The organism is Nioella sp., assembly GCF_965215655.1.
Classification (GTDB): Bacteria; Pseudomonadota; Alphaproteobacteria; order Rhodobacterales; family Rhodobacteraceae; genus Nioella.
This window is the reverse complement of sequence record NZ_OZ244111.1, coordinates 3703190-3726494: the sequence shown is the minus strand read 5'-3', so window position 1 is coordinate 3726494 and position 23305 is coordinate 3703190. Positions and strand designations below refer to the sequence as shown.

The following is a 23305-nucleotide window of genomic DNA, read 5'->3' as shown; positions in this document are numbered from 1 at the left end:
GCAGCCGGGTCAGCCACGCAGATAGCGGATTGTCGCGCGCGCAACCGGCCCCGGCAAGGCGTGCAGCGCCCGCAACTGAAGGCCCTTGGGTTGATCCCGAAGCACCATGGCGATGATCGCCGGATGCTCTTTTTCCAGCGCCGCCTCATCCAGATGATCGGCAATACGCGCAGTCAAGGGGGGCATGCGCATCGCCGGGCTCGGCGGCGGCGTCACTTTCCGGGACGGGTCTTCATCGAACAGACCCTGCTTGCGAAACCGCTCCAGCAATGCGAGGCGATCGGCCTCTCCTTTGGCGTTTGCCTGCGTTTCAAGCCCGTCCACCTCTGTCGCCAGACCAGCCTTGCGCAACCGCTCCACCCCGGAGGGGCCAAAGAGGTCCAGCAGGATTCGGGCCTTGCGGGCAAAGCTTTCATCGCGGAGAGGGGCGGGATCGGATTGGGCCGGGTTGGGCATGGGGTTGCTCCTTCAGAAATAGCTGCGCACAAGGGCGCCAGTCACCAGCGCCCACCCATCTGCCACCACGAAGAAGGCCAGCTTGAAGGGCAGCGAGACGATTGCGGGCGGGACCATCATCATCCCCATCGACATGAGGATTGCGGCCACGACGAGATCGATGATCAGGAAGGGCAGGAACACGAGAAACCCGATCTGAAAGGCGCGTTCCACCTCGCTCAGCATGAAGGACGGAATCAGCACTGAGGCGCCCGGATCATCGCCCTCGGGAATTTCGCGCAAAGAGGACAGGCTTTGCAGCGTCTCGAGGTCCACGCGCAGCATCATGAAACTGCGAAACGGCTCATAGGCGCGGGCCAATCCCTCCATCAGCTCCAGCTGGCCGTCCATCACGGGCCCGATCCCGGCCTGATAGGCAGCCTCGAACGTGGGGGCCATCACGAAATAGGTCAGGAACAGCGCAAGGCTCACAATCAGCATATTGGGGGGCGATTGCTGCAATCCGATGGCCTGCCGCAGGATCGACAGGACGGTCACCACGAAGGGAAAGCAGGTGATCATCACCGCAAGGCCCGGCGCGAGGCTGAGCACCGTGACCAGTGCAATGATCTGCAACGTGCGCGCGGTCAGCGTGTCGGCATCGCCCATGTCGATGGTTATGTCCTGGGCCGCCGCGGGGACGGCCAGCACCACCGCCAGGATTCCGGCCAGCACCAGACGTCGGCGCAAGAGCTCAGCCATTGCCGCCATCGACCAGTTCGGTGATGCGCACGCCAAGCCCGCCATCCCCCGCCTCGACCAGTTCGCCGAAGGCGACCAGCCGGTCGCCGATGAACAGCTCCACCGGATCTTCGATGCGGCGGTCCAGCGGCAGCACATCCTCTTGTCCGAGCGCAAGGAGTTCGGAAACCGACGGCCGGGCACGGCCGACCGTAACCCGGACTTCGACCGGTACGCTGCGCAGCTTGCCGGATATGCCAGACCCCTGAAGACCCTGATTCTGGGGGTTGGTATCAGCCATGGCGACGCTCCTGTTCGGGGGGTGGGGACATGGTGAAATCTCGAATTGCCTCCGACATGCTGGCCAGCAGGTCCGTAAGGTCTATTTCGCTGACTTCGCTGGCAAAATGCAGTGTCACCCGGCCATCGGGATATGCGGGCTCAGGGACGATCTGCAGCTCTGTTTCCATGTATTTTTCCGCCAGCCAGTCGAGCTGCTTGCAGGTTGCGGGCGCCGCTTGCAGCCGGCAGTTGCCCGACCCGGTCGCGGCGATCATCGCGTCAATCTGATCGGACACGCGCGGCAGCACGGCATCGGCGGCCAGCTTCGGCAGAAAGCTGGACAGGATCGAGCTCATCAGCCCGGACATGCCCTGCAAAACCTCCGCGCGCGCTTCTTCGTAGGTGAACCGCAGATCGGTCAGGTTGCGTTCCAGATCGGCGGCGATCCTGTGGTCGGAGGCCGCCGTTTCGGAATTGGCATCGTCCCAGCCGGATTTGTATCCGGCCTCGTAGGCGTCCAACCGGATGGATTCCGCATCAGTATCCGACAATGCGGCATCGCTCGTCCGGGAGGAGGCCGTGAAATCTTCCAGCGACAGGGCGTGATATGTCATGTCAGTTCCTCATCTTCTTCCATCCAGGACCGCAGGATCTGAACCGTCTCCTCCTCCCGCTCCTCGATCAGGCGGCGAAGGCGCGCGACCGGGTCGGGGGCCTCTTCCATCGCGAGCACTTCAGGTGAGGGGAGCGTGTCGGGCGCGTCGCCCTCTGTTCTATTGGACAGGGTCGCTGCATCTGAATCCGGGTTGTCTTCCACGGGGCGAGTGGCAGGATCTGAGGGCGGCAGAATGCCAGGGACGGACCGGGGGCCAGCCGCTTGAGGGCTGACCGCCGGCAGTTCGGCCAATGGTGGCGGCCCCTCCATTGCTGGTGCTGTCCGCATCGCCGGGCGCAGGACGCCGAAGGCCACGGCCAGCGCCACACCAACAAGCGCAACCAGTTGCAGGATCCGCATCGGATCAAGCCGCGACAGAAGAGAGGCGCCGCCGTCTTCTGTTCCAAGAGCCTCGCCCTGCGGCTCAAACACCATGGATTGCAGGGTCACCACGTCGCCGCGTGCTTCGTCAAAGCCCACAGCGGATTGCACAAGGTCGCGCAGAGATTGCAGTTCTGCCGCGTCGCGCGGCTGCTGCTGGACCACGCCGTCGGGCCCCACGACCGGAACCGCATTCACCAGCACCGCCACCGTGATCCGCCGCACCGTTCCCGGCCCGCTTTCGGTTTCCCGTTGCGTTTCGGAAATGTCGTAGGTCACTCTCTCGCGGGTTTCGCTGGTCTGCGCCGAAGACCCGCCACCACCCGTCGCCGCATCGCCTTCAGGCAGGTTCGAGGCGACGGTCACGGCGGCGTCCCCGGCATTGCGCGAGGTGTTGGCGCTTTCCTCTGAATCCGTGCCGATCACCACGCGGCTATCGGGGTCGATGATCCGCTCGAACACCGTCTGGCGGGCGGTTTCCAGCTCCACGCTGACCTCCACCACGGCGTTTCCGGGGCCGACGCGGGCATTCAGCAGACGTTCCACGTTACGGCGCAGGGTTTCTGACAGGGCATTGCTGTCACCCGCCGGGGATTGCGCATTGTCATTGGCCAGAACCCGGCCGGTATCCGAATCGATGATCGTCACGTTTTCCGGCAGCAGTCCCGGCACGGCGGAGGCCACCAGATAGCGCAACGCCTGCGCGTGGCCCGACGATATGCCCCCTGAAACCGGCTGGATGCTGACCGAAGCGGACGGGTCGCGCGCCGGGGCGAAGGGGTCGCTGGTCGGGGCGGCCAGGTGCACGCGGGCGGATCGGATACGGGGGCTTGCGGCGATGGTGCGGGCCAGTTCACCTTCCTTGGCGCGCCAATAGGCGGCGTCGAACATCTGCGAGGTGGTGCCGAAACCGGACAGCGAATCAAGCAGTTCATATCCCGCGGCACCAAGTGCTGGCAGGCCCTCGCCGGCAAGGCTCATGCGCAGGGCGTCGCGCTCGGTTTCGTTCACGTGGATCGAATCGCCGCGCACCTGATAGGCGATTCCGCGCGCCTCCAACGCGGCTATCACCTCGCCCGCGGCAGAGGGATCGAGCCCGGAATAGAGCAACGCATAACTTGGCGTTCCCGCCATCCGGGTCAGCAAAAACAGGATCGTGACCAGCCCCGCAAACCCGCCGATCAGCACCCCGCGCCGCCGGGCATCCATCGCACCCCATAGATCAAAGAGCTGCTGCACCTGTGTTTTCTCCTTCTGGTCGTTCTGACCTGACAGCGCTGATCAAAGCGCAGCTCGCTTAAGATTTGGTTAGTGCTGTTCGGTTTATGTTCCTCCTGTCCCAAGACGGCATGAGGTACAGAACGTGGCCAGCGACGACCCGGAAAGCGAAGACGCGCCCCAGAAGAAAAAGGGCCTTCTGCTGCCGCTTCTGGTGGGGCTCGTGCTGGCCGGTGCCGGTGGCGCGGGGGGGTACTGGGCGGTGACCAGCGGGCCGCTCGCCTCTGACGGCACCAGCGATTCGGACCATGCAGCGGCGGCAGATGACAGCCATGGCGATGAGGATGAGGACGACGACGACAGCCCGTCGGAACGTCCGCGGCCAGAGCTGGATCATGTGGCTTTCGTTCCACTGGATCAGTTGGTGGTCAATATCGGATCCGACACCAATCAGCGCCACCTGCTCTTCGAGGCAGAGCTGGAGGTCGCCCCCGGCGACACCGAGGAAGTGACCCATCTGATGCCCCGAGTCATGGACGTGATGAACAGCTATCTTCGCGTGCTCGACATGCAGGAACTGAGCGATCCGCGCACCTTGGTACGGATCCGCGCGCAGCTTCTGCGCCGCATTCAGATCGTGACTGGCGATGTGCTGGTCCGCGATCTTCTCGTAACCCAATTCGTGGTGAACTGAATGGAGACTTTGCCCCAGATCATGGCCTACGCGGCAGATGCGCTGCTGATCCTAGCCTCGCTCGGCGCGTCCGTTTTCTGCCTTGTTCTGTCACGCAGGCTGACGCGACTGTCCAGTATCGACAACGGTCTGGGTGGCGCGATTGCCGTTCTGTCGGCCCAGGTCGACGACATGAACAAGGCCCTGGCGGAGATGAAGACGGGGACGGAAAGCTCCGCCGGGCGGCTTGACGCCCTGAACCGCGAAGCGCGGCAACTGACGGAGGAGCTGGAGCTGATGCTGTCAGCCTGCCATGACCTCGATCACGCGACGCCCGGAACGGGTGACACGACACCGGCGATGACCGGGAGCGACAGCGGACCCGATGACGACACACCGGTTTTCGGAACGCGGCGGCGGCATGCGCAAGGCGAGGATGAAAACCCGCCGGTTCCCTTCTTCCTGAAAAATCGCTCACGACTGACCGGGGCGGGCTGATCCATGGCACGCAGCAAGAGAAAACCCCGCCGCATCTGGCACCGTTTCAGCCTGTTTGGCGTGATCGCGCTGTTCATCCTGTCGGGTCTCTTCAGGCTCGGGGCCATCGGCTTTGCCAGCGCCTCCGTATCGGCGGATGATCCTGCCCCGGATCATGCGGAACCGGACCTGCATGCAGGCGGGATGAACGAGCCCGAGGGGCAGTGCGTAGCCAATACGGCGCTGGAACAGGCGCTGTCGCGGGTCGAGGGGCGGGCGGAACGGCTCGATGCCCGCGAGGAAAGCCTTGCCGAACGGGCCCGTGCACTAAGCGAGATGGAAGCCTCGGTCGCTGCACAACTTGCCGCCCTGGAGGCGACGGAAGAGCGGCTGGAATCCCTTCTGGCCCTGTCCGACACGGCGGCGGAATCCGATCTGGCCCGACTGACCCAGGTCTATGAGACAATGGATGCCGCCGATGCCGCCGCCCTGTTTTCGCAGATGGATCCGGGCTTTGCCGCCGGGTTTCTGGGCCGGATGCAGGCCGATGCCGCCGCTGGCGTGATGGCGGAACTGGACCCGGGCGTCGCCTACACGATCTCGGTCCTCATTGCCACGCGCAACGCCTCGGCCCCGGTCTCTGCCTCGGCAGTGCCGGGCACCCCTTGAAGTCATAGAGGTCTGGAATGGTTGGTATCCTAGGTATCGTTGTCATCTTCGCCATGGTCTTCGGCGGCTATCTCGCCTCTGGCGGGCATCTCGACATCATCCTGTATTCGCTACCCTACGAGATGACCATGATCGGCGGCGCGGCCGTGGGTGCGTTTATTATCTCGAACGATTTTGCAGGTGTGAAACGCACGCTCAAGGATCTCGGTAAGGTCTTCAAGGGACCGAAATGGAAACACGCGGACTACCAGGATCTTCTCTGCCTGCTTTACGAACTGATCCGCCTTGGCCGCGAAAACGCCGTTGCGCTGGAGGAGCATACCGAGAACCCCGCCGAGTCCTCGATTTTCGGAAACTACCCCAAGATCCTGAAGGATCGCGAGGCCGTCGACCTGATCTGCGATACGTTGCGGTCGGCGTCGCTCAACTATGACGACCCCCACCAGGTGGAGGACGTGCTGGAAAAGCGGATGGAGGCCAATCTGCACCATGCGCTGCATTCCAGCCATGCTCTGCAAACCGTCGCCGACGGGCTGCCCGCGCTTGGCATCGTCGCGGCGGTTCTGGGGGTGATCAAGACCATGGGTTCGATCGACCAGCCGCCGGAAATCCTCGGCAAGCTGATCGGCGGCGCCCTGGTCGGTACGTTTCTGGGCGTGTTTCTGGCCTATGGTCTGGTTGGACCCTTTGCTGCCAAGGTGAAGGCGGTGGTTGAAGAGGACATGCATTTCTATGGCCTGATACGCGAGGTGCTGGTTGCGAACCTGCACAACCACGCCACCAATATCTGCATCGAAGTCGGCCGCCAGAACACGCCTTCGCATATCCGCCCCTCCTTCAACGATCTGGAGGAAGCGCTGAAGGGGCTGAGGCAGGCGGCAGCATGATCCGGCTGGCGCTTACCCTCTGCTGTCTGATCTGGACAGGTGCCGCAGGAGCACAGGGCATTCGGGTGCAATCAGGCGACCATGACGGGTTCACCCGGCTTGTCGCCGCCATCGGCCCGGACCGGGACTGGCAGATCACCCGCGAAGGGCGCGACCTGCATATCGCGTTTTCCCCCGCCGTTCCGGGTTTCGACCTCTCGGGCGTCTACACGCTGATCACGCGCGACCGGGTGGCCGGTCTGCGGGTCGAAGACGGGCTGATGCTGGAACTTGGCTGCGATTGCACTGTTGAAATATCCCGCTTTCAGGGGCGCTACGCGGTCATCGACATCACCGATACGCCCTACCAGCCACCAGTCGAGCCGGAGCCTCCCGTCGATCTGCCCGTCCCTAACACCGCCCATGACCCGCCCCCGGCCCTGACCCCGCTGGCCGAGCCAGTGGCAGAGCCTGACCCGCTTGCCCCGACCTTCGACTTGGAGGAAGCCGCGGCGATCATGGCCGAACAACTGGCCCGGGCCGCCGCCGCCGGCCTGCTCGACGCCGCCCCGGCAGAACCCCTGTCTGCCGCCGACCCTGTGTCGCGCCCTCAACCGAGGCCGATGGTTGCCGACCCGGAGCCGGAATCTGCGGCCCCACAAGGTGCCGAGCCCGAAGATCGGTCGGAAACCCCAGATCCCCATCCCGAACCGGCACCGCAGGCCACGCCGCCGATCCTTGCGGCCACCGCTTATGATCTCAATACCGGCATCTGGCCGGACCGGTTGATCGCCAGCGCGCCGGTCGATTGCCTCGCCGCCCCGGCCCGTCCAATCGCTGACTGGCGGGGTGAGTTGAGTTTCCTCAATGCGCTCGGACGGGTGCGGCCGTTTCTGTACGACGATCGGGGCAGCCTGCAGGAAGATGCGGCCCTTGAACTGGCCGAGCTCTATCTTGTGCACGGCTTCGGGGCCGAGGCGCTGTTTTGGCTGAATGAACGGGGCGCAGCGCCCGGATTTCAGCGTGCCCTGGCGCAGTATCTCGAACATGGCGCGGCGGGGCAGTTCGGCAGCTTTGCTGGACACGAGCTTTGCCCCGAGGCACTGACTTTGTGGTTGTTCCTGACCGACTCGGACGCGCCCCGCCCCGATGTCGAGACCCGTCTGGAGATATTGGCCAGTTATTTCGAACTGCCCACACCGCTGCGCGATATCGTCGGCCCGGACCTCGCCCGCGCTTTTCTGGCCGCCGATGACGAAGGCGCGGCGCTGGAGATCCGCGAGGCGCTGGTTCGGGGGGGGCGCGTGTCCGCACAGGACATGGCCTTTCTCGATGCCGCTCTGCCCGGCAGCCCCGCCCCACCCGCGGCTGCGCTGATCCCCGCCAATGCCGGCAGCACCCGCGCCGATCCGGCGCTGACGCTGCGGCTGATGTCCCAGATCGAGGCGCGCGGCGCGGCCCGGTCCACAGACCTTGTGGCCGCCGATGCACTGATCCTCGAAACCGCGCCCACATTGTCAGAGGACGGGCTGCGCCATGCTGCGGCGCTTGGCCACGCGCTGGCAGGCAATATCGACGCGGCGCTGTCGCACCTGGCCCTCAACGGTCAGCGCGATGCCGAGGCGATCCGGCCCGTCTTTGGAGACATTCTCGCGGCCCTGATGGACCTGGACCGCACCGCACCGCTTTTGCTGCTGCTCACCTCCGAGGAGTTCGGCCAGTTCGGATATTTTCCCAACCCCGCATTCCGGCGCCGCGTGGCGCGGTATCTTCTGGATCACGGGCTACCCGAGATGGCACGCGATCTGATCCTTGCGGGTGGCAGCGACCATGCCCGCGACCGTGAGTTACTCAGCCTCGCCTATGACCGGCTGGCGCAGGACCACCCCGGTGCGCTGCCAGCCGATCCCGCCGATCCCGTTGCGGTCGCGCCCATAGCCCCCGCTGACACGCCCGAGGCCGTGGTGGCCCTGTTGAGGGAAAGCCGCGCGCTTCGTCAAGAGGCCCTCGCTCTGTTGGAGATCAACCCACGGGGGCCAACGGACTAACGCTTTGGTAACCCTCGCTGCCTAAAGCTGTTGGGGTCAAGGAGTCCGGGATCCATACGGGTCCGATCCGGCCAGAAAGGCCCAGAGATGAGCATTCGAGACCTGTTTCAGCCGACGATCCTGTTCGCCTTCGCTTTGATGGCGATCATCGTCATGATGATCCTGCCTGTGCCCTCCTGGGTGCTGGACATCGGCCTTGCCATGTCTTTCGGGCTGGCCATCCTGATCTTCACCACGACGCTGTTCATCGAACGCCCGCTCGATTTTTCGGCCTTCCCGACGGTGCTGCTTGCATCCCTGATGCTGCGTCTGTCCCTCAACGTCTCGTCCACCAAACTGATCATCGGCCACGGCCATACCGGCACCGGCGCGGCGGGCGAAGTGATCGAAGGCTTCGCCATGTTCGTCATGGGCGGCAATGTGGTGATGGGGCTCGTGGTCTTCGGTGTGCTGCTCATCGTCAATTTCATTGTGATCAACAAGGGCGCGGCCCGCATGGCAGAGGTCGGCGCGCGCTTTGCGCTGGATGGGATGCCGGGCCGGCAACTGGCCATCGACAGCGACATGTCGGCAGGCGCCATCGACCATGCCGAGGCAAAGGCGCGACGTGAAAGGGAGCAGGCCGAGACGACGTTTTTCGGCTCGCTCGACGGGGCCTCGAAATTCGTCAAGGGCGACGCGATTGCGGGTCTGCTCATCACCCTTCTTAACCTGTGCATGGGACTGGTCTTCGGGGTCGCGATTCATGGAATGCCGCTCAGTCAGGCCTTTGAAACCTACTCGATCCTGACCGTGGGTGACGGGCTGGTGTCGCAGATCCCCGCCGTGATCATCGCCATCGCCTCGGCCCTGCTGCTGGCTCGGGGCGGGACCACCGGGGCCACCGATGTGGCGCTTCTGACCCAGCTCGGCCGCCACCCCACGGCGCTTGCGACGGTGGCTGGGCTCATGGCGTTATTCGCCATCGTGCCGGGCCTGCCCTTCCTGCCCTTCGTCATGGGGGCCATCGCGCTGGCAACAGCGGCTGTCTTCCGCGCGCGCGCGATGCGGGTCGAGGCCGAGGCAAAGGCCCTGCAAGACACAGCCGAAACCGCCGCCGCAGTCGACCGGATCGGAGATCTGTTGGAGCTGGATGAAATCCACGTCCAGTTCGCGCCCGACCTGGTGTCGATGGCGCTTGACCCGGCCACCGGGCTCGACGCCCGCATATTGTCGATGCGCGAACACATCGCGCGTGGCTTTGGCCTGATCCTGCCGGAAATCCGTCTGACCGATCGCGATGACCTGCCACCGGGCACCTACTCGATCCGCATTCACGGGGTCGAACACGCCCGCGCGAGGCTGGAGATGGAGGCGCTTTTGCTGCTGAAAGCGGGCGACGAAAGCGACCTGCCCGCCGGTCAGGACGTGGCCGAACCGGTCTATGGCGCGCCAGCCCGGTGGATTTCCCCGCGCGACCGGGAGGCTGCGACCCTTCAGGGCGCAACCGTCGTTGCTCCCGGAGAGGTGCTGGCCACGCATCTGCTGGAAACACTGAAGAAAAACCTCTCTCGGCTGCTCAGCTTCAAGGCCCTGCAACGCCATCTCGATGCCTTCGTGGAGCTATCTGACCCGACCCGGTCCGAGGCCAACCGCCGGCTGCTGAACGAGCTGGTGCCCGACAAGGTGCCAATGGATGTGCTGCACGCGGTTTTGCGGCTGTTGCTGGCCGAACAGGTCTCGATCCGCAACCTGCCGCTGATCCTGGAGGCCATCGCCGAGATCCGTCCTGCCACCCCGCAGCCCGATCTGATCTGCGAACATGTGCGCCAGCGGCTCGGGTTCCAACTGATCTCGGAACTCAAACGCGATGACGGAACCCTGCCGCTGGTGCAGCTTGCCGGACAGTGGGAGGATATCTTTGCACGCCACGAGGTGAAATCAGAAGGCGGCCTGCCCGAGATTGCGCTCACCCCCGACCTGTTCAATTCTCTGGCCAAGGCCGTCGGCGACAAGATCGCCGCGGCGGGCGAGAAGGGGACTTACCCCGCCGTCGTCACATCCTCGCTGCGCCGCCGGTTTCTGCGCACGGTGCTGCTGTCGCGGGGCATCCTGAACCCTGTCCTGTCCTTCGAGGAGATTGGGCTGGAGGCCAAACCCGCCCTTGTCGGTGTCGCCGCCCCATGACCGAGCTGCTGGCCCAAATCCTCGGCATCACCCAGGCCTGGTTGCTGGCGGGGGGGCTGGTCTTCCTAAGGGTCGGCGCGGCTTTCCTGGTGCTGCCCGCCATTGGGGAACATTACATCCCCATCCGCGTTCGCCTTGGCGCAGCGCTGGCGATGACGGTGCTGCTGACCCCGGCGCTTGCGCGTGATTTGGTCCCGGCCGACGCACAAACCGCTGACTATGCGGGGTACATCATGACCGAAACTCTCGCCGGGTTGCTGATCGGTCTGTCGGTGCGCATCATCGCCATTGTCTTGCAGATTGCGGGGTCTATGGCGGCGCAGGCCACGTCCCTGTCGCAGATCGCGGGCGGCGCCACGCCGGAACCGCAACCGGCCATTGCAGGCTTCCTGCTGCTCGCCGGGCTGACGCTGGCGATCATGTCGGGGCTGCATGTGATGGTCGCCCGGATGTTGATCGAAAGCTATGACATCCTGCCCGCTGGCCACCTGCCCCTTGCCCGCGATGTCGGGGCCTGGGGGGTGGATCGTGCTGGCCAAGCGTTTTCGCTCGCCTTTTCAATGGCCGCGCCCTTCCTGATCGCGTCCGTGCTCTACAATCTAGCACTCGGGGTGATCAACAAGGCGATGCCGCAACTGATGGTGGCCTTCGTGGGCGCCCCTGCGATCACCCTCGGCGGGCTGGTACTGTTGTTGCTGACCACGCCGTTTCTGCTGCCCGTCTGGATGCGGGCCATGCAGGCCACCCTGGCCAGCCCCATGGGGCCGCTGCCATGAGCGATACGACCAGCCCCGACGACAAACCGTATGACCCGACACCGGCGCGGCTGGAGGAGGCCCGCAAGAAGGGCGAGATCGTGCGGTCGTCCGATCTCAACACCGCCGTGGTCTATGGCGGGTTCCTGCTGGCGCTCGCGCTGCTTGGCCCGTCGCTTGGGGCACAGGTGGGGCAATCTCTGGCGGTGCTGCTCGATCAGTCGCCCGAGATCGCCCATGCCCTGCTGACCGCCGAGGGGCAGGCCGCCGCCGGGGGCATCCTGTCTTCGGTCGCACCACCGGTCGCGGCGGTTATCGTGCTGCCCGGGGCGCTCCTGATCCTGTCGCTTTTCGCGCAGCGGGCCATTCTTTTCACGCCCTCGCGCCTGCAACCCAAACTGTCGCGCATCTCGATCCTGTCGAACGCGAAAAACAAATTCGGCGCGAACGGGCTGTTCGAATTCGCCAAGGCCGCCGCGAAGCTGACCATCTATTCCGGGCTGCTGGCCTGGCTTCTGTGGTCGCGGCGCGACCGGATTCTGGCGGCGCTATTCGCAGATAGCGGGCAGATCCTGTCCGAGCTTGGGCAGCTGATGATGGATTTCCTGATGGCGGTTTTCGGGCTGGCCCTGGTGATCGCGCTGGCCGACTATATTTGGCAGGCCGCAGCCCATCACAAGAAACACCGGATGAGCCGGCAGGAACTCGTGGATGAGACCAAAACCCGCGAGGGCGACCCGCATGTCAAACAGCAGCGGCGCGAACGGGGCACGCAGATCGCAATGAACAAGATGCTGAAGGACGTGCCCGCCGCCGATGTGATCGTGGTGAACCCGACCCACTACGCCGTGGCGCTCAAATGGGATCGTGACGCTGGCGAAGTACCGGTCTGCGTGGCTAAGGGCGTGGATGAGGTGGCCGCGCGTATCCGCGAGGTCGCGGCTGAACACGGCGTTCCGGTCTATAGCGACCCGCCGACGGCACGGGCACTTTTTGCCACGCTGGAGATCGGCCAGGGCATCGCCCCCGACCACTACCGCGCCGTTGCCGCCGCGATCCGTTTTGCGGACCGGATGCGCGGCCTGGCGAGGGCCCGCAAGTGAGCCGGGACAAAAAGCTGGAGCGGCTGTCGCAGATCGCAGAACTGAAGGCGACCCTTGCCAAGGGTGAGGCCGCCCGGGCGGGGGCCACAACGGAAGGGCTGGCAATGAAGATCCGCCACCTGCAGTCCGAGCGCCGTACCATGGCCTCTGAACCGCCGGACCCGGCAACCGCCCGCACCCATGCCGCTTGGCTGCGTCACTGCGATGGCGCGTTGCGGGATCTGCGGGGGGAAGAGGCGCGGGCGCGGACGCTGCTGGAAGGCAAGCTTGATCGCGCCCGGTATGAGGAAGGACGGCGGCAGGTGTTGGAGAAACTGAAATCTCAGGCGTCCTGACGGACGATATCCATGATCAGAACGTCATGGGCGACCGCGCCAAGAACCTGCCGCGCGGCCTCTCGCAGACCTTCGCGCAGCGGGGCCATGGATTCCACCGCCGTGAAGCTGCCGTCGAACCCGCCCACATTGGCATGGGAGAACATGACCCGTAGCAGCGCATCGCGCAGACGCGGTTCGCGGTCATAGACCAGCTCGTTCTCGCCGCTTTCCACCTCGATCGTCAGGGTCAGAACCACCAGCGACCGCACGCTGCCGTGACGGATCAGGGGCACGACGAACTGGTTGTTGAGCCGCACATATTCATAGGGGCTGTTCGGGTCGGCCTCTTCCCCATGCCCGTCGGAGGATCCATGATCGTCATCTTCTTCCGCGCCGTGCCCCTCATCGCCACCATGCCCGTCATCCTCTGCAGAACTGTCAGCGGCCGTCTCCTCTCCGTCACCGGACATCATCTTGCCAGCCACGACGCCGCCGCCGAGGCCAGCAAGCAACAGGATGACGGGAAGCAGAAGGCGGATCATGGCAGGGCCTCAGAAGGGAAGGACTATATCGGCGATCTGCTGGCCATAGCGCGGCTGCTGCACATCGGTGATCTGCCCGCGCCCGCCATAGGAAATGCGGGCATTGGCGATCCGGTCATAGGTGATTTCATTCTGGCGCGAGATATCGGCAGGCCGGACATAGCCGGTCACCAGCAGCTCGCGCAGTTCGAAATTCACCCGCACCTCCTGCGCGCCCTCGATGCGCAGCACCCCATTGGGCAGTACCTCGACCACCGTCGCAGCGATGCGCAGGGCCAGCGCCTCATTGCGGCGCACACTGCCCTGCCCGGCGGATTGTCCGCCAGAACTCAGCTCGACCGCGTTGGCCATCGAAGCCCCTTCCGGCAAATCCCCGTCGATGCGCTGCGGAATGCCGAACAGCTGCGGCACGCCCATCTGTTCGGACCCGCTGCGGGAGCGGTTGGTGGCGTTGGAAATCTCGGCGCTTTCGTCGATCTCGATCACCACAGTGAGGATATCCCCGCGCTGCCCGGCCCGCCGGTCGCCAAGCAGCGATTGTCGCCCGCCGGACCAGAGCGAGGCGGCGCGCACCGGGCCTTCCTCTTCCAGCATGGCCGGCAAGGGCTCGGTGCTCATGGCGTAGTACTGGTTGCCATCGGTCGTAGGCTGGAAGTCAGGCCGGCGCCCCACTTCAGCCATGCGACCGCAACCTGTCAGGGTCATGGGGACAAGGACGGAAACCATCAGGATCAGGCGGGGCAGTGTCATGTGCATTCCTTCAAAAACCCGAGGAGACCTCGGCCAGACCGGCAGAAACCACGGTGGCCGTGACGGTGGTGCGCGAGGCAAGGTTGAGCACCCGCAGCCGTTCCCCGATACCGGCCCGATCCATTGCCCGGCCTTCGGTGACGATCAGCAGGCCACCCTGATTGTATTGCAGGGTGATGATTTCATTGCGGTTAACGACGGCGGGCGGTTGCAGGTCGATGGCGCGGATCGGCCGGCCGGGGTAGAGATTCACCCGCGCCTCCATGCCGATCGCCTCACCCGGATCAGACAGCGCGCCGGGCGTGTCGCCCTCGAGCAGCACCACATCGGCCGGGCCGATCAGCGACATCGACCGGATCGTGCCAGCGGCCACGACCGTATCGGCCCCGGCGGGTGCGGCTAGCGACAGGAGCAGGGCAAGCCAGCGCATATCAGCGGATCTGGGTCGTTGCGCCGAGCATCTGGTCGGCGGCGGTGATGACCTTGGCGTTGAGCTCATAGCCGCGCTGCGCCTCAATGAGATCGGTGATCTCGCGCACTGCATCAACGGAGCTATCCTCCAGATAGCCCTGCCGGAGCGTTCCCAACCCGTCCTCGCCCGGCTGACCCACGATGGGGGCCCCGGAGGCGGCGGTTTCAAGGAACAGGTTCGCGCCCATGGCCTCCAGCCCGCGGGCGTTAGAGAAATCCACCAGATTGAACTGACCCAACAGCTCCGGCTCCACCCGGTCGGCGAAATAGGCATAGACCTCGCCCTGCGCATTGATCGAGATGCTGCGTGCGTCGTCGGGGATGGTGATGCCCGGCGCGACGGTAAAGCCCTCTGCCGTCACGATCTGCCCGTCGCCGGTGCGGTTGAGGCTGCCGTCGCGGGTATAGGCGGACTGGCCAGAGGGCAGTTCCACCTCCAGAAACCCCTCCCCTTCGATGGCGATATCCAGATCGCCGCCGGTCTGGCTGAGACTGCCCTGCGAAAGCGTCACCGACACGGCCGCAGGGCGCACGCCCAGACCAAGCTGCACCCCCGCGGGCACAATCGACCCGTCCGCCGCCGAGATCGTTCCGGCGCGCATCTGCTGCTGGTAATGCAGGTCTGCGAAATCGGCCCGGCGGGCATTGTAGCCGGTGGTATTCATGTTCGCGAGGTTGTTGGAAATCACCTCGACCCGCATCTGTTGGGCACTCATGCCCGTGGCGGCGATCATCAGGGCGCGCATGGGCGGGCCTCCTTTTCGTTAGACCTGGGCACCGGCGGTGCGCAGGAAGTTGCGGATCCGTTCATCCTCTTTCTCAAGGAAGCCCTGCCCCATCTCGTAGGCGCGCTGCACCTCGATCATGCGGGCGATCTGGGGCACGGGATCGACATTGGAGCTTTCGACGAAGCCTTGCAGGATCGTAGCCTCCAGCATCGGCTGAACCGGGCCTTCCGTGCGGAACCGCACCCCGTCGAGATGGAGCAGATCGTTGGGGTCGTCAGGCTGCCACAGGCCAAGCTGGGTGATCGGGCGGCCATCGGCAGAGAGCGTCCCGTCGCGGGCCAGCACCACGTTACGCGCGTCGGGCGGGATGAAGATGGGCGCGCCACCGGCATCGAGCAGCAGGTGCCCGTCGGCATTCACCAGTTCGCCCGCGTCATTCGGGGTGAAGTGACCGGCGCGGGTCAGGCTTTCCCCCTCTGCCGATTGCAGTAGGAAGAACCCGTCGCCCTCGATGGCGAAGTCGAACTGCCCGCCCGTGGGCTCGATATCGCCTTGCATCAGCCGGATGTTCCGGCCCGACGCATTGGCCATCGACAGCCCGCCCCCCGAGATACCCTCCAACCGGGCCACATGTTCGGCGAAGACAACGCCCTCGGCCCGGAACCCGGAGGTGGAGATATTTGCGATATTATTCGCCACCACCTGCATCTCGCGCATCAAACCCGATTGCCGGGTCAGGGCGGCCACCATGGCACTGTCCATTACATGCCCTCCATCAGCGGGATCAGCCGGTCGGTGAAATAGGTCGTCAGGGTCTGGGTCATGAAGCTCATCGACACCCAGAAGACCGCGAGGATCGCCGCCAGTTTCGGCACGAAGGTCAGCGTCATTTCCTGGATCGAGGTCAGCGCCTGAAAGAGGCCCACGATCAGGCCCGCCACAAGCGCCACGGTCAGGATCGGGGTGGAGATCGCCACCGCCACCCAAAGCCCCTGCCGGAGCGTGTCGAAGAAGATCATCTCATCCATCAGACCGGCATCCTCAGGATTTCCTGATAGGCCTCGACCACCTTGTCACGGACGGTCACGGCGGTTTCCACGGCCAGCTCGGTCTGGGCCAGCGCCGTCACCAACGCGTGTGGATCGGCCCCGGTGGTCAGCGCCGCGCGGGCGGTTTCCTCGCCCTGCTGAACGGTCTGGGTAAAGCTGCGGACGGCCTGCGAAAACACGTCCGCCGCGCCGGTCTGGCTCTCGCCATCCTGCGGGGTCGGGCGAGCGGCGGTGCGGGCCTGCCCGTATCCCTGAGCGGCGAGTGAGGTTCTGATATCCATCCCGTGCCCTCCTTACCGGCGCAACAGATCGCTGAGCGATGACGACATCTGCCGGATCTGGTCGAAGACCCGCAGATTGGCCTCGTAGCTGCGCTGCGCCTGTCGCGCGTCGGCGATCTCAACAACCATGTCCACGTTGGACCCCGAATAATGCCCGGCCTCATCCGCCAGCGGATGCGAGGGGTCGTAGACCTGCGGCAGGGGCGTCTGGTCGAGCCGCACCCGGCCCGTGGTGACGCTGCCCGGCGTGGCGTCTGGCGCACGGTCCGGTTCGAAACTGACCAGCTTGCGCCGATATCCGGGCGTGTCGGCATTGGCGATGTTTTCCGATACATGGGTGATGCGGCTGGCCTGGCTGCGCATGCCGCTTGCGGCAATTGAAAGCGCGGTGGAAAAGCTCATCTCAAACGTTCCTTATCGGCCGAGGCTGGTGCGCAGCACGTTCATCGCCGACCGGTAGACGTTCAGCGCGCGGCTGTGGTCGCGCTGTGCCTCGACGGCGCGAACCATCTCAAGCTCCAGTGAAACGGTGTTTCCATTGGGGGATTCGGGGCCGCCTGCATCCATGGTGCGGATGGGCAGGCGGGTGGGGTCCTGTCCGGCGCCGGCGGCGCGGAAGACCTCTTCGAACGCGACGACATCGCGGGCGCGGTAGCCTGGCGTATCGGCATTGGCGACATTCATCGCCACCTGCGTCTGCCGGGCGGCGGCGTGGCGGGCACGGGCCTGAGCCAGGCCGAAGATTTCCAAATTCTCGAACATCGGGGCTTCTCCCTCGAATGGCTACACCAAGGCTTAACGATGATTCCTTTAGAAACCGTAAGTGCCGCCCCGTTTCGAAAAGGAAGGCTAGGGACCATGACCACATTTCTGTCACCGCTCCTGTCCCGGATCGACCAGATGTCGCCTGTGCACACGCTTGGCCGCATCTGCGAGCTTCAGGCGGATTCCATCTGGTTGGAGGGGCTAAATCGGATCGCCGCGCTAGGCGATGCGGTGGACCTTGGTCATGGCCTGAGAGCTGAAATCGTGCGCATGGTCGAGGGCCGGTGCCAGGCTCTGCCCGAGGGGCGGGTTGACGGGCTGCGCCTTGGCGCCCCGGTGCGTCATCTGGGGCCGGTGACCGTGGCGCCGGGGATGCACTGGATCGGGCGGGTGATCGACCCCGATGGAGCCCCCTTGGATGGCCGCCCGCTTTTCCCCGGCCCCGCTGCGCGCCCCTTGCGCGCGCATCCCCCCGCGGCAACCGTCCGCCGCGCCATGGGGGCCCGATTGCCGACCGGTCTATCGGTGTTCGACACGCTTCTGCCGATCGTGCGGGGCCAGCGGATCGGGCTGTTTGCGGGCAGCGGCGTGGGAAAATCGACGCTGCTCTCCCGCCTCGCGCGCGGGGTTGCGGCGGATGTGATCGTGATCGGCCTGATCGGCGAGCGCGGGCGCGAGGTGCGCGATTTCGTGCAAGACACTCTGGGACCAGACGGGTTGGCGCGATCCGTGGTCATTGCCGCGACCTCGGATCGGTCGGCACTGGTCCGCCAGCGCGCGGCCTGGACGACGATGGCCGTGGCGGAGTTCTTCCGCGATCAGGGCGCGCATGTGCTGTTGCTGGCCGATTCCGTAACCCGGTTTGCACAAGCACACCGGGAAGTCGCCGTCGCCTCTGGTGAATCTGCCACGCTGAATGGCTATCCCGCGTCCATGGCACAGGCGGTCATGTCGCTTTGCGAACGGGCGGGGCCGGGCGGGCCGGGGCAGGGGGACATCACGGGCGTTCTGTCGGTGCTGGTCGCCGGGTCGGATATGGAAGAACCCGTAGCCGACACGTTGCGCGGCGTGCTCGACGGTCATGTTGTGCTGGATCGTGAAATCGCCGAGCGTGGGCGCTTCCCGGCGGTGGATCTTCTGCGCTCCGTCTCTCGCAGCCTGCCACGCGCCGCCAGCGCCGAGGAAAACCGCCTGATCGCCACCGCCCGCCGTCATCTTGGCGTTCATGATCGGGCCGAGCTGATGTTGCAGGCGGGCCTTTATTCGGCGGGGTCGGACCCGGCCATCGACGCGGCGATTTCGGTCTGGCCGGGCCTGGATGATTTCCTGGCCAGCGACAGCTCCGGCGCGGTGGATGCGTTTCAACGCCTGGCAGAGGTGCTGGAATCCGGCGCTCCGGCGGATCAGCCGCCACCCTGAAGCAGGACAAGGGCGATGGAGGCCGATGTGGTGGTTGTCGGCAATTGACTGAGTTGCGAGCGGGCGAGGAACTGCCGCATCAACTCGTCCATGCGTTCGGGATCCGTGAACTGGGCAATATCGGAAGATCCCAGCATGTCCTCTGCCCGTTCCTGAAATATGCCGAGCTGCCGGTCGAGATCGAGCGTACCAACCGAAGACGGCAGGCCAAACGCCGTCTCGAAAACCTCCCGCAACGGCGTGTTTCCCATGATGCGGAACCAGAGCGTGGAGTTCTTGCCACCCTCGGCAGCCAGCTCGGGCAGTTCCCGCGCCGCGTTGAGGGCGAGGCGCATGTCGCCATCCACCTCGCCCACGGCCTGCTCGAAACTCTTGGCCTGAAACCGGCCGAGAATCCTGTCTGCAAAGCCCGGCAGCCGTGACAGGGGCGGCAGGCCGGTGCCGAAACCGAACGCTTCGGAAAACTCCCTATACCGCTTGTCTGCCAGTCGGTTTGACAGCGCATCGTCTTCGACCACGCCATCGCTTAGAATGCGCTGGATAAAGTACTTGTTCGGCAGGTCGTCCTGCAGCCCGAAGGCAGTCAGCGACACACGCAGCAGCCGGTAATCCTTGACCAGGTCTTCGGCACTGGACACGCTGCCGATGTTCTCCCGGAAATACGCCATATCCCGCTGCAATGACGGGCTGGCGGCCAGGCTGGCGCTTTGCTGCTCCATGGTGCGGTTCAGGAAACGCCAGCCGGCATATCCCCCCATCGGGATGACGGGGGTAAAGCTCATTGCGGACGCGCCGCCATCAGCCGCTCTTCTCGCGGCAGAAGGGTGCGCAGCGCCTTCAGCGCCTGATAGGCGTTGCCCGCCACGATTTGATCCGTTGCGATGGTAAGCTGCGCGCGACTGTCGGGATCGGTGAAGACCTGGCTCAGCTGCTCGACACCGCGTAGGATCTGCAGTCTCGCTTCCTCTTCCTCCGCATCTCCCGACAGAACGAGCTGCGCGATATAGCAGACCCGACGAACAGGCGTGGTCACCTCTTCCGGATGAATGGCATCGCGCAGGCGCAGAATGTTGGCATTGGGTGTCACGATCGACAGTCGCGACCGGCGGTCGCCGTTTTCAATGACGGCACCGTTGATCAGCACACGCTCCTTGGGGGACAGTTTGAGAACAAGACCGCTCATGCTGCCTGCGCCTCCCCCCGCAATCCGCGCATCACGGCGGTGTTTATGTCGATAAGGGGCGTGAGGGACGCGTCCCCGGACAGGGCCTTGCGGCTGTGCTGAAGGGTGAATTCGGCGAGGTAGAAGATCTGCGCGCGCAGCGATTGGGGCAAGGCGTTGGCGGAATCGGCCACGTTGGCGGCCATCAGCGTCCAGAGGCGGCGGTTTTCATGCAATGCGCTGGCCCTTTGGGCAACGCTGGCCTCGGGGCGGTCGGCGCGCGATAGCTGCACAGTAACCCGTTCAAAGGCGGCATGTTCGGTGCCACGCTCGGTTTTCACGGCGGATCGGACCGGGTTGTAGGCGCTTTGCGCCAGGTAGGATGACGTCACGGTGATGTTCCTTCCGGAATGTCAGGGCAGGGGGTCTGGTGACGGGTGGGCCGGGGCGTTCCCCCCGGCCCGGTCCAGTCTTACCGGAACAGCGACAGGATCGACTGCGGCGCCTGGTTGGCGATGGACAGCGATTGCGTCGCCAGCTGCTGCTGCACCTGAAGCGCCTGCAGCTTGGCAGAGGCCTCTTCCATATTGGCATCCACCAGCGTGCCGATCCCGGCCTTGAGCGAGTCGACCAGGCTGTCGATGAAGTTCGACTGCGTCTCGATCCGGCCCTGGGCCGAGCCGAAGCTGGCCGCCGCATCAATCGAATTCTGGATCAGCGTTTCCACATTATCGAGCGCGGAATCAGCCCCGGCGTCCGTGGTCACGTCGATATTGTCCAGCCCGAAGAGCCCGCCGGAGGCCGTACCGCCTGCCTGGCCATTATCCGCCAGCGTCATCGTGGCGCCTGCGGTGGCATCGGTGCCGTCATAGTCGACCAGAACCTTCCAGCCATCGGTGGCATTGCCGGTCACCTGGGTGGTCACCCCGGTTTCCCCGCCCGCATCCACGGCCGTCTTCAGGCCGCGCGCGACATCCTCCATGGTTTCACCCTTGCCAGCGACATAGTCATAGTCATTGCCGTTGACCGAGATGCGATAGCTGTCGCCCTCGTTCACCGTGGCACTGGTCGACAGGGCCACTTCCTCGGCCCGGTAGGTCAGCGTGGTGCTGTCAGACCCGGTCGCCGCAACGGCGCTGTCACCCGTGCCGTTGTTGGTCATGGCGATGGTGTCGGTGCCGCCCGAATTCCAGGCGACGGTGAACTCGTCGAAGGAATTGGTGTTCGTCAGGGTCAGCACACCCGACCCGTTGGACGAGGCAGTGATTCCGGTCATCCCGAGCGCGTTGATCTGCCCCTCAGCATTGTCGATCATCGTGGCCGCATCGGTGTCGAAGGCCACGGTGATGGTCGATCCGTTGATCGTCAGTTCCAGCGAATCGGCCCCCGACGTGTTGGCGTAGGTCAGCGCGACAGAGTTCGCCGCCCCGGTGCTGTCGATGGATGCCGCCCCTGCGGTTATGTTGGTGGCCAACGATGCGCCGCTTCCATAAACCCCGGAGCTTGTCGTCAGATCCTGCCGCGCCACGGTGATGTTGCTGGCCGTCACGGTCCCGTTCGACGCCCGGTCGAGCGACGACAGGATGTTCACGTCATCGGTGCCCTGCACCAGATTCAGCCCGTTGAATTGCGCCGCACTGACGACCGAGGTGATCTGGTCGCGCAGGGCGCTGATATCGGTCTGGATTTTGGCCCTGTCGACGTTCTCTTCCTGCGCGGCCACGATCTTGCCTTTGATTTCGGTCAGCAGGTCGGTCACGGTTTCCGACGCGTTGCGCGCCACGGCGACGGTGGATTCGCCGAGAGACAGGCTCTCCGAGATGCCTTTGAAGCCCTTCACATCCGATTCCATCACCTTGGAAATGGCCCAGACCGCGGAATTGTCCTTGGCCGTGGCCACGGATTTGCCGGTCGAGATTTCCTCCTGCGTCTTGTTCAGGTTGGTATTGACGGATTTAAGGGTCTGCAGCGCGACCATGGCGCTGGTGTTCGTCAGAATGCTGGACATGTCTTGTCCTTCCTCAGTTAGATCGGCGCCTGGATTCCGCGCCCGTTTCAGACCTGCCTTCGCAGGTCAGCCCAAAACGTCCTTCTGACGCCTGCGGCGGGCCGTTTCGGGCCCGACACGCCACCCAGTACGGTGCAGGGGAACCATTGCCCGAAAGCTCTAACAAGCTCCTAAGATCACAGGGCTTTTCTGCTGATTTTTAGTGAAATTCGGCAGGTCAGCGGCGGCGTTCGAACCGGGTCTGCGCCTGCCCGATATGGCCGCTGCGCCCCTGGGCGTCATAGCTGGAAAAACCCGATGGGCCGGACAGGCTGCTGCGCGCATCCCGCATCCCTGCCATGACCGCGCGCAAAAGCGTGCTTACCTGTCCCGCGCGCCTGCGCATATCGGCCAGGCGGGTGGCGGCGGATGTGTCGATGCTGCCGCCTTGAAGCGAGTTCATCGCCCGTTCCAGCGCAGCCATTGCCGCGGGCAGATCGGAGAATCGCCGGCTGCGCAAGAGCGACTCCACCCCGGACAGCGCCCGGTCGGCAGCGGCCAGAGAATCGCCTGACCGCCAGATCATCGGGCCGGTCCCTCACGCGCGGCCAGCGCATTGAACAACGATTCGGCCAAACCGATTCCCCCACCCGCCGCCATTGCGCGGGCCTGTTCGGTCCTCAGGAACGAAGCGAATTGATCCTCCCCATATCCGCCACCGAAACTGTCGCGAGGGGTGCCAAGCCCGCCATGGCGCAGCATTTCGGACAGAAACGCCGCCTCCAGTTCCTGCGCAGCCTCCCGCAGTTCCGCCTCGCGGCGGGGTGTCAGGGAGCTTTGGGTGACAGGCGAGAGGGTGAGGTCAGACATTTCCAATTCTCCGTATTCGGAGAGACTATCGCGCGTGGGAGTAAAGAATTGGTAAGCTCTGGCGCGGAAACTGCGGATCGACCCGGAAGAAATCTGGAAGGTTCCATGCATTCAATAGTGCAGATCGCGCAGCCGCTTGCACCCCCCGCCGCCTCCCGTGGCGCGGGGCGGCCCGAAGATCTGACCGGGGTGGAGTTTGCCGCGGAATTTCAATGGCAGGATAACGAACTTCCCGTATCCGGGCTGCCCGGTCCAGGCCTGGGTCCGTGGCGTGTGGTCTGGTCAGAGGATCTCACGCCAGCTGACGGCGCGATACCACCCGCGCCGGTCGTGATGACCGATCATGACTTGTCTGGTGATTCATCGGATCGTGAAGTGGCAGATCAGCTTGTTGCCCTCCAAACGCTGGTGCCCGAACCACTCGGTGACACTCCCCAACCCGCGCCTTCCCTGCAACTGCAAGTCGTGGTCCCGACCGAGCCTGTGACACCCTCT

At 64.7% G+C, this 23305-nt stretch carries 30 protein-coding genes; 10 read left to right on the top strand and 20 right to left on the bottom strand.

The window, feature by feature from the left end; genetic code table 11:
- Nucleotides 1-9: 9 nt before the first annotated feature.
- Genes ACOOEX_RS18550 through fliF form a run of 5 tightly spaced genes read right to left on the bottom strand, consistent with a single transcriptional unit; the run spans nt 10 to nt 3733 of the window.
- Nucleotides 10-456, bottom strand: a complete 447-nt coding sequence (locus ACOOEX_RS18550) for a hypothetical protein (RefSeq protein WP_420396217.1) — start codon at nt 454-456, stop codon at nt 10-12.
- 12 nt (nt 457-468) lie between these two features.
- Nucleotides 469-1197 (bottom strand): flagellar type III secretion system pore protein FliP, encoded by a 729-nt coding sequence (fliP, locus tag ACOOEX_RS18545; protein ID WP_420396216.1) that lies wholly within the window; start codon nt 1195-1197, stop codon nt 469-471.
- Complete coding sequence (locus ACOOEX_RS18540; RefSeq protein WP_420396215.1) at nt 1190-1477, bottom strand: FliM/FliN family flagellar motor switch protein; 288 nt, start codon at nt 1475-1477, stop codon at nt 1190-1192. The genes fliP and ACOOEX_RS18540 overlap by 8 nt, the downstream gene beginning before the upstream one ends.
- Nucleotides 1470-2072: a hypothetical protein gene (locus ACOOEX_RS18535; RefSeq protein ID WP_420396214.1), complete on the bottom strand. Its 603-nt coding sequence runs from the start codon at nt 2070-2072 to the stop codon at nt 1470-1472. The genes ACOOEX_RS18540 and ACOOEX_RS18535 overlap by 8 nt, the downstream gene beginning before the upstream one ends.
- A complete protein-coding gene (gene fliF / locus ACOOEX_RS18530) occupies nt 2069-3733 on the bottom strand; it encodes a flagellar basal-body MS-ring/collar protein FliF (RefSeq protein WP_420396213.1) in 1665 nt (554 codons plus the stop codon). Before fliF ends, ACOOEX_RS18535 begins: the two co-directional genes overlap by 4 nt.
- A 124-nt stretch (nt 3734-3857) precedes the next feature.
- Here fliF and ACOOEX_RS18525 point away from each other — a divergent pair, with 124 nt between their 5' ends.
- The 9 genes from ACOOEX_RS18525 (at nt 3858) to ACOOEX_RS18485 (ending at nt 12804) form a co-directional block, all read left to right on the top strand.
- Nucleotides 3858-4406: a flagellar basal body-associated FliL family protein gene (locus ACOOEX_RS18525; protein ID WP_420396212.1), complete on the top strand. Its 549-nt coding sequence runs from the start codon at nt 3858-3860 to the stop codon at nt 4404-4406.
- Entirely contained in the window at nt 4407-4883 is a 477-nt protein-coding gene (locus ACOOEX_RS18520) for a DUF6468 domain-containing protein (protein WP_420396211.1), read from the top strand.
- A gap of 3 nt (nt 4884-4886) precedes the next feature.
- The gene (locus ACOOEX_RS18515) at nt 4887-5531 is read left to right on the top strand and encodes a MotE family protein (RefSeq protein ID WP_420396210.1); all 645 of its coding nucleotides are present in this window, start codon (nt 4887-4889) and stop codon (nt 5529-5531) included.
- A gap of 17 nt (nt 5532-5548) precedes the next feature.
- Nucleotides 5549-6418, top strand: coding sequence for a flagellar motor stator protein MotA (gene motA, locus ACOOEX_RS18510; RefSeq protein WP_420396209.1), 870 nt, complete (start codon nt 5549-5551; stop codon nt 6416-6418).
- Nucleotides 6415-8445: a hypothetical protein gene (locus ACOOEX_RS18505; RefSeq protein ID WP_420396208.1), complete on the top strand. Its 2031-nt coding sequence runs from the start codon at nt 6415-6417 to the stop codon at nt 8443-8445. Before motA ends, ACOOEX_RS18505 begins: the two co-directional genes overlap by 4 nt.
- An 87-nt stretch (nt 8446-8532) precedes the next feature.
- Nucleotides 8533-10611 carry a flagellar biosynthesis protein FlhA gene (gene flhA, locus ACOOEX_RS18500; RefSeq protein ID WP_420396207.1) on the top strand — a complete coding sequence of 693 codons (2079 nt, stop codon included), beginning with the start codon at nt 8533-8535 and terminating at the stop codon, nt 10609-10611.
- Complete coding sequence (locus ACOOEX_RS18495; protein WP_420396206.1) at nt 10608-11387, top strand: flagellar biosynthetic protein FliR; 780 nt, start codon at nt 10608-10610, stop codon at nt 11385-11387. Before flhA ends, ACOOEX_RS18495 begins: the two co-directional genes overlap by 4 nt.
- Entirely contained in the window at nt 11384-12469 is a 1086-nt protein-coding gene (gene flhB / locus ACOOEX_RS18490) for a flagellar type III secretion system protein FlhB (RefSeq protein WP_420396205.1), read from the top strand. Before ACOOEX_RS18495 ends, flhB begins: the two co-directional genes overlap by 4 nt.
- On the top strand, nt 12466-12804 hold the full coding sequence (locus tag ACOOEX_RS18485; protein ID WP_420396204.1) for a hypothetical protein: 339 nt from the start codon (nt 12466-12468) through the stop codon (nt 12802-12804). Before flhB ends, ACOOEX_RS18485 begins: the two co-directional genes overlap by 4 nt.
- On the opposite strand, the gene ACOOEX_RS18480 is transcribed toward ACOOEX_RS18485, so the two are convergent.
- The 9 genes from ACOOEX_RS18480 to ACOOEX_RS18440 are packed head-to-tail and all read right to left on the bottom strand — an operon-like array spanning nt 12792 to nt 17369.
- Complete coding sequence (locus ACOOEX_RS18480) at nt 12792-13328, bottom strand: flagellar basal body-associated FliL family protein (RefSeq protein ID WP_420396203.1); 537 nt, start codon at nt 13326-13328, stop codon at nt 12792-12794. The two genes, ACOOEX_RS18485 and ACOOEX_RS18480, sit on opposite strands and share 13 nt — an antisense overlap.
- A gap of 9 nt (nt 13329-13337) precedes the next feature.
- The gene (flgH, locus tag ACOOEX_RS18475; RefSeq protein ID WP_420398389.1) at nt 13338-14072 is read right to left on the bottom strand and encodes a flagellar basal body L-ring protein FlgH; all 735 of its coding nucleotides are present in this window, start codon (nt 14070-14072) and stop codon (nt 13338-13340) included.
- A gap of 16 nt (nt 14073-14088) precedes the next feature.
- Nucleotides 14089-14508, bottom strand: coding sequence for a flagellar basal body P-ring formation chaperone FlgA (gene flgA, locus ACOOEX_RS18470; RefSeq protein ID WP_420396202.1), 420 nt, complete (start codon nt 14506-14508; stop codon nt 14089-14091).
- A gap of 1 nt (nt 14509) precedes the next feature.
- Nucleotides 14510-15295, bottom strand: a complete 786-nt coding sequence (gene flgG / locus ACOOEX_RS18465) for a flagellar basal-body rod protein FlgG (RefSeq protein WP_127559791.1) — start codon at nt 15293-15295, stop codon at nt 14510-14512.
- Between the two features lie 18 nt (nt 15296-15313).
- Nucleotides 15314-16039: a flagellar hook-basal body complex protein gene (locus ACOOEX_RS18460; RefSeq protein ID WP_420396201.1), complete on the bottom strand. Its 726-nt coding sequence runs from the start codon at nt 16037-16039 to the stop codon at nt 15314-15316.
- On the bottom strand, nt 16039-16305 hold the full coding sequence (locus ACOOEX_RS18455; protein WP_306046926.1) for a flagellar biosynthetic protein FliQ: 267 nt from the start codon (nt 16303-16305) through the stop codon (nt 16039-16041). Before ACOOEX_RS18455 ends, ACOOEX_RS18460 begins: the two co-directional genes overlap by 1 nt.
- Complete coding sequence (fliE, locus tag ACOOEX_RS18450; protein WP_420396200.1) at nt 16305-16607, bottom strand: flagellar hook-basal body complex protein FliE; 303 nt, start codon at nt 16605-16607, stop codon at nt 16305-16307. Before fliE ends, ACOOEX_RS18455 begins: the two co-directional genes overlap by 1 nt.
- Before the next feature lie 12 nt (nt 16608-16619).
- A complete protein-coding gene (gene flgC, locus ACOOEX_RS18445; RefSeq protein WP_420396199.1) occupies nt 16620-17009 on the bottom strand; it encodes a flagellar basal body rod protein FlgC in 390 nt (129 codons plus the stop codon).
- A gap of 12 nt (nt 17010-17021) precedes the next feature.
- Complete coding sequence (locus ACOOEX_RS18440) at nt 17022-17369, bottom strand: FlgB family protein (protein ID WP_420396198.1); 348 nt, start codon at nt 17367-17369, stop codon at nt 17022-17024.
- Nucleotides 17370-17507: 138 nt separating this feature from the next.
- Here ACOOEX_RS18440 and ACOOEX_RS18435 point away from each other — a divergent pair, with 138 nt between their 5' ends.
- Complete coding sequence (locus ACOOEX_RS18435; protein WP_420398388.1) at nt 17508-18791, top strand: FliI/YscN family ATPase; 1284 nt, start codon at nt 17508-17510, stop codon at nt 18789-18791.
- On the opposite strand, the gene ACOOEX_RS18430 is transcribed toward ACOOEX_RS18435, so the two are convergent.
- The 6 genes from ACOOEX_RS18430 to ACOOEX_RS18405 all read right to left on the bottom strand — a co-directional run bounded on the left by ACOOEX_RS18430 (nt 18776) and on the right by ACOOEX_RS18405 (nt 22810).
- Nucleotides 18776-19573: a DUF1217 domain-containing protein gene (locus tag ACOOEX_RS18430; protein ID WP_420396197.1), complete on the bottom strand. Its 798-nt coding sequence runs from the start codon at nt 19571-19573 to the stop codon at nt 18776-18778. The genes ACOOEX_RS18435 and ACOOEX_RS18430 overlap by 16 nt on opposite strands.
- Nucleotides 19570-19974 (bottom strand): flagellar biosynthesis repressor FlbT, encoded by a 405-nt coding sequence (gene flbT / locus ACOOEX_RS18425; RefSeq protein ID WP_420396196.1) that lies wholly within the window; start codon nt 19972-19974, stop codon nt 19570-19572. Before flbT ends, ACOOEX_RS18430 begins: the two co-directional genes overlap by 4 nt.
- A complete protein-coding gene (flaF, locus tag ACOOEX_RS18420) occupies nt 19971-20345 on the bottom strand; it encodes a flagellar biosynthesis regulator FlaF (RefSeq protein ID WP_420396195.1) in 375 nt (124 codons plus the stop codon). The genes flbT and flaF overlap by 4 nt, the downstream gene beginning before the upstream one ends.
- A gap of 80 nt (nt 20346-20425) precedes the next feature.
- Nucleotides 20426-21961, bottom strand: a complete 1536-nt coding sequence (locus ACOOEX_RS18415) for a flagellin (protein WP_420396194.1) — start codon at nt 21959-21961, stop codon at nt 20426-20428.
- Nucleotides 21962-22178: 217 nt separating this feature from the next.
- Nucleotides 22179-22526: a hypothetical protein gene (locus ACOOEX_RS18410; protein ID WP_420396193.1), complete on the bottom strand. Its 348-nt coding sequence runs from the start codon at nt 22524-22526 to the stop codon at nt 22179-22181.
- Nucleotides 22523-22810 (bottom strand): rod-binding protein, encoded by a 288-nt coding sequence (locus ACOOEX_RS18405; RefSeq protein ID WP_420396192.1) that lies wholly within the window; start codon nt 22808-22810, stop codon nt 22523-22525. Before ACOOEX_RS18405 ends, ACOOEX_RS18410 begins: the two co-directional genes overlap by 4 nt.
- Nucleotides 22811-23305 lie beyond the last annotated feature (495 nt).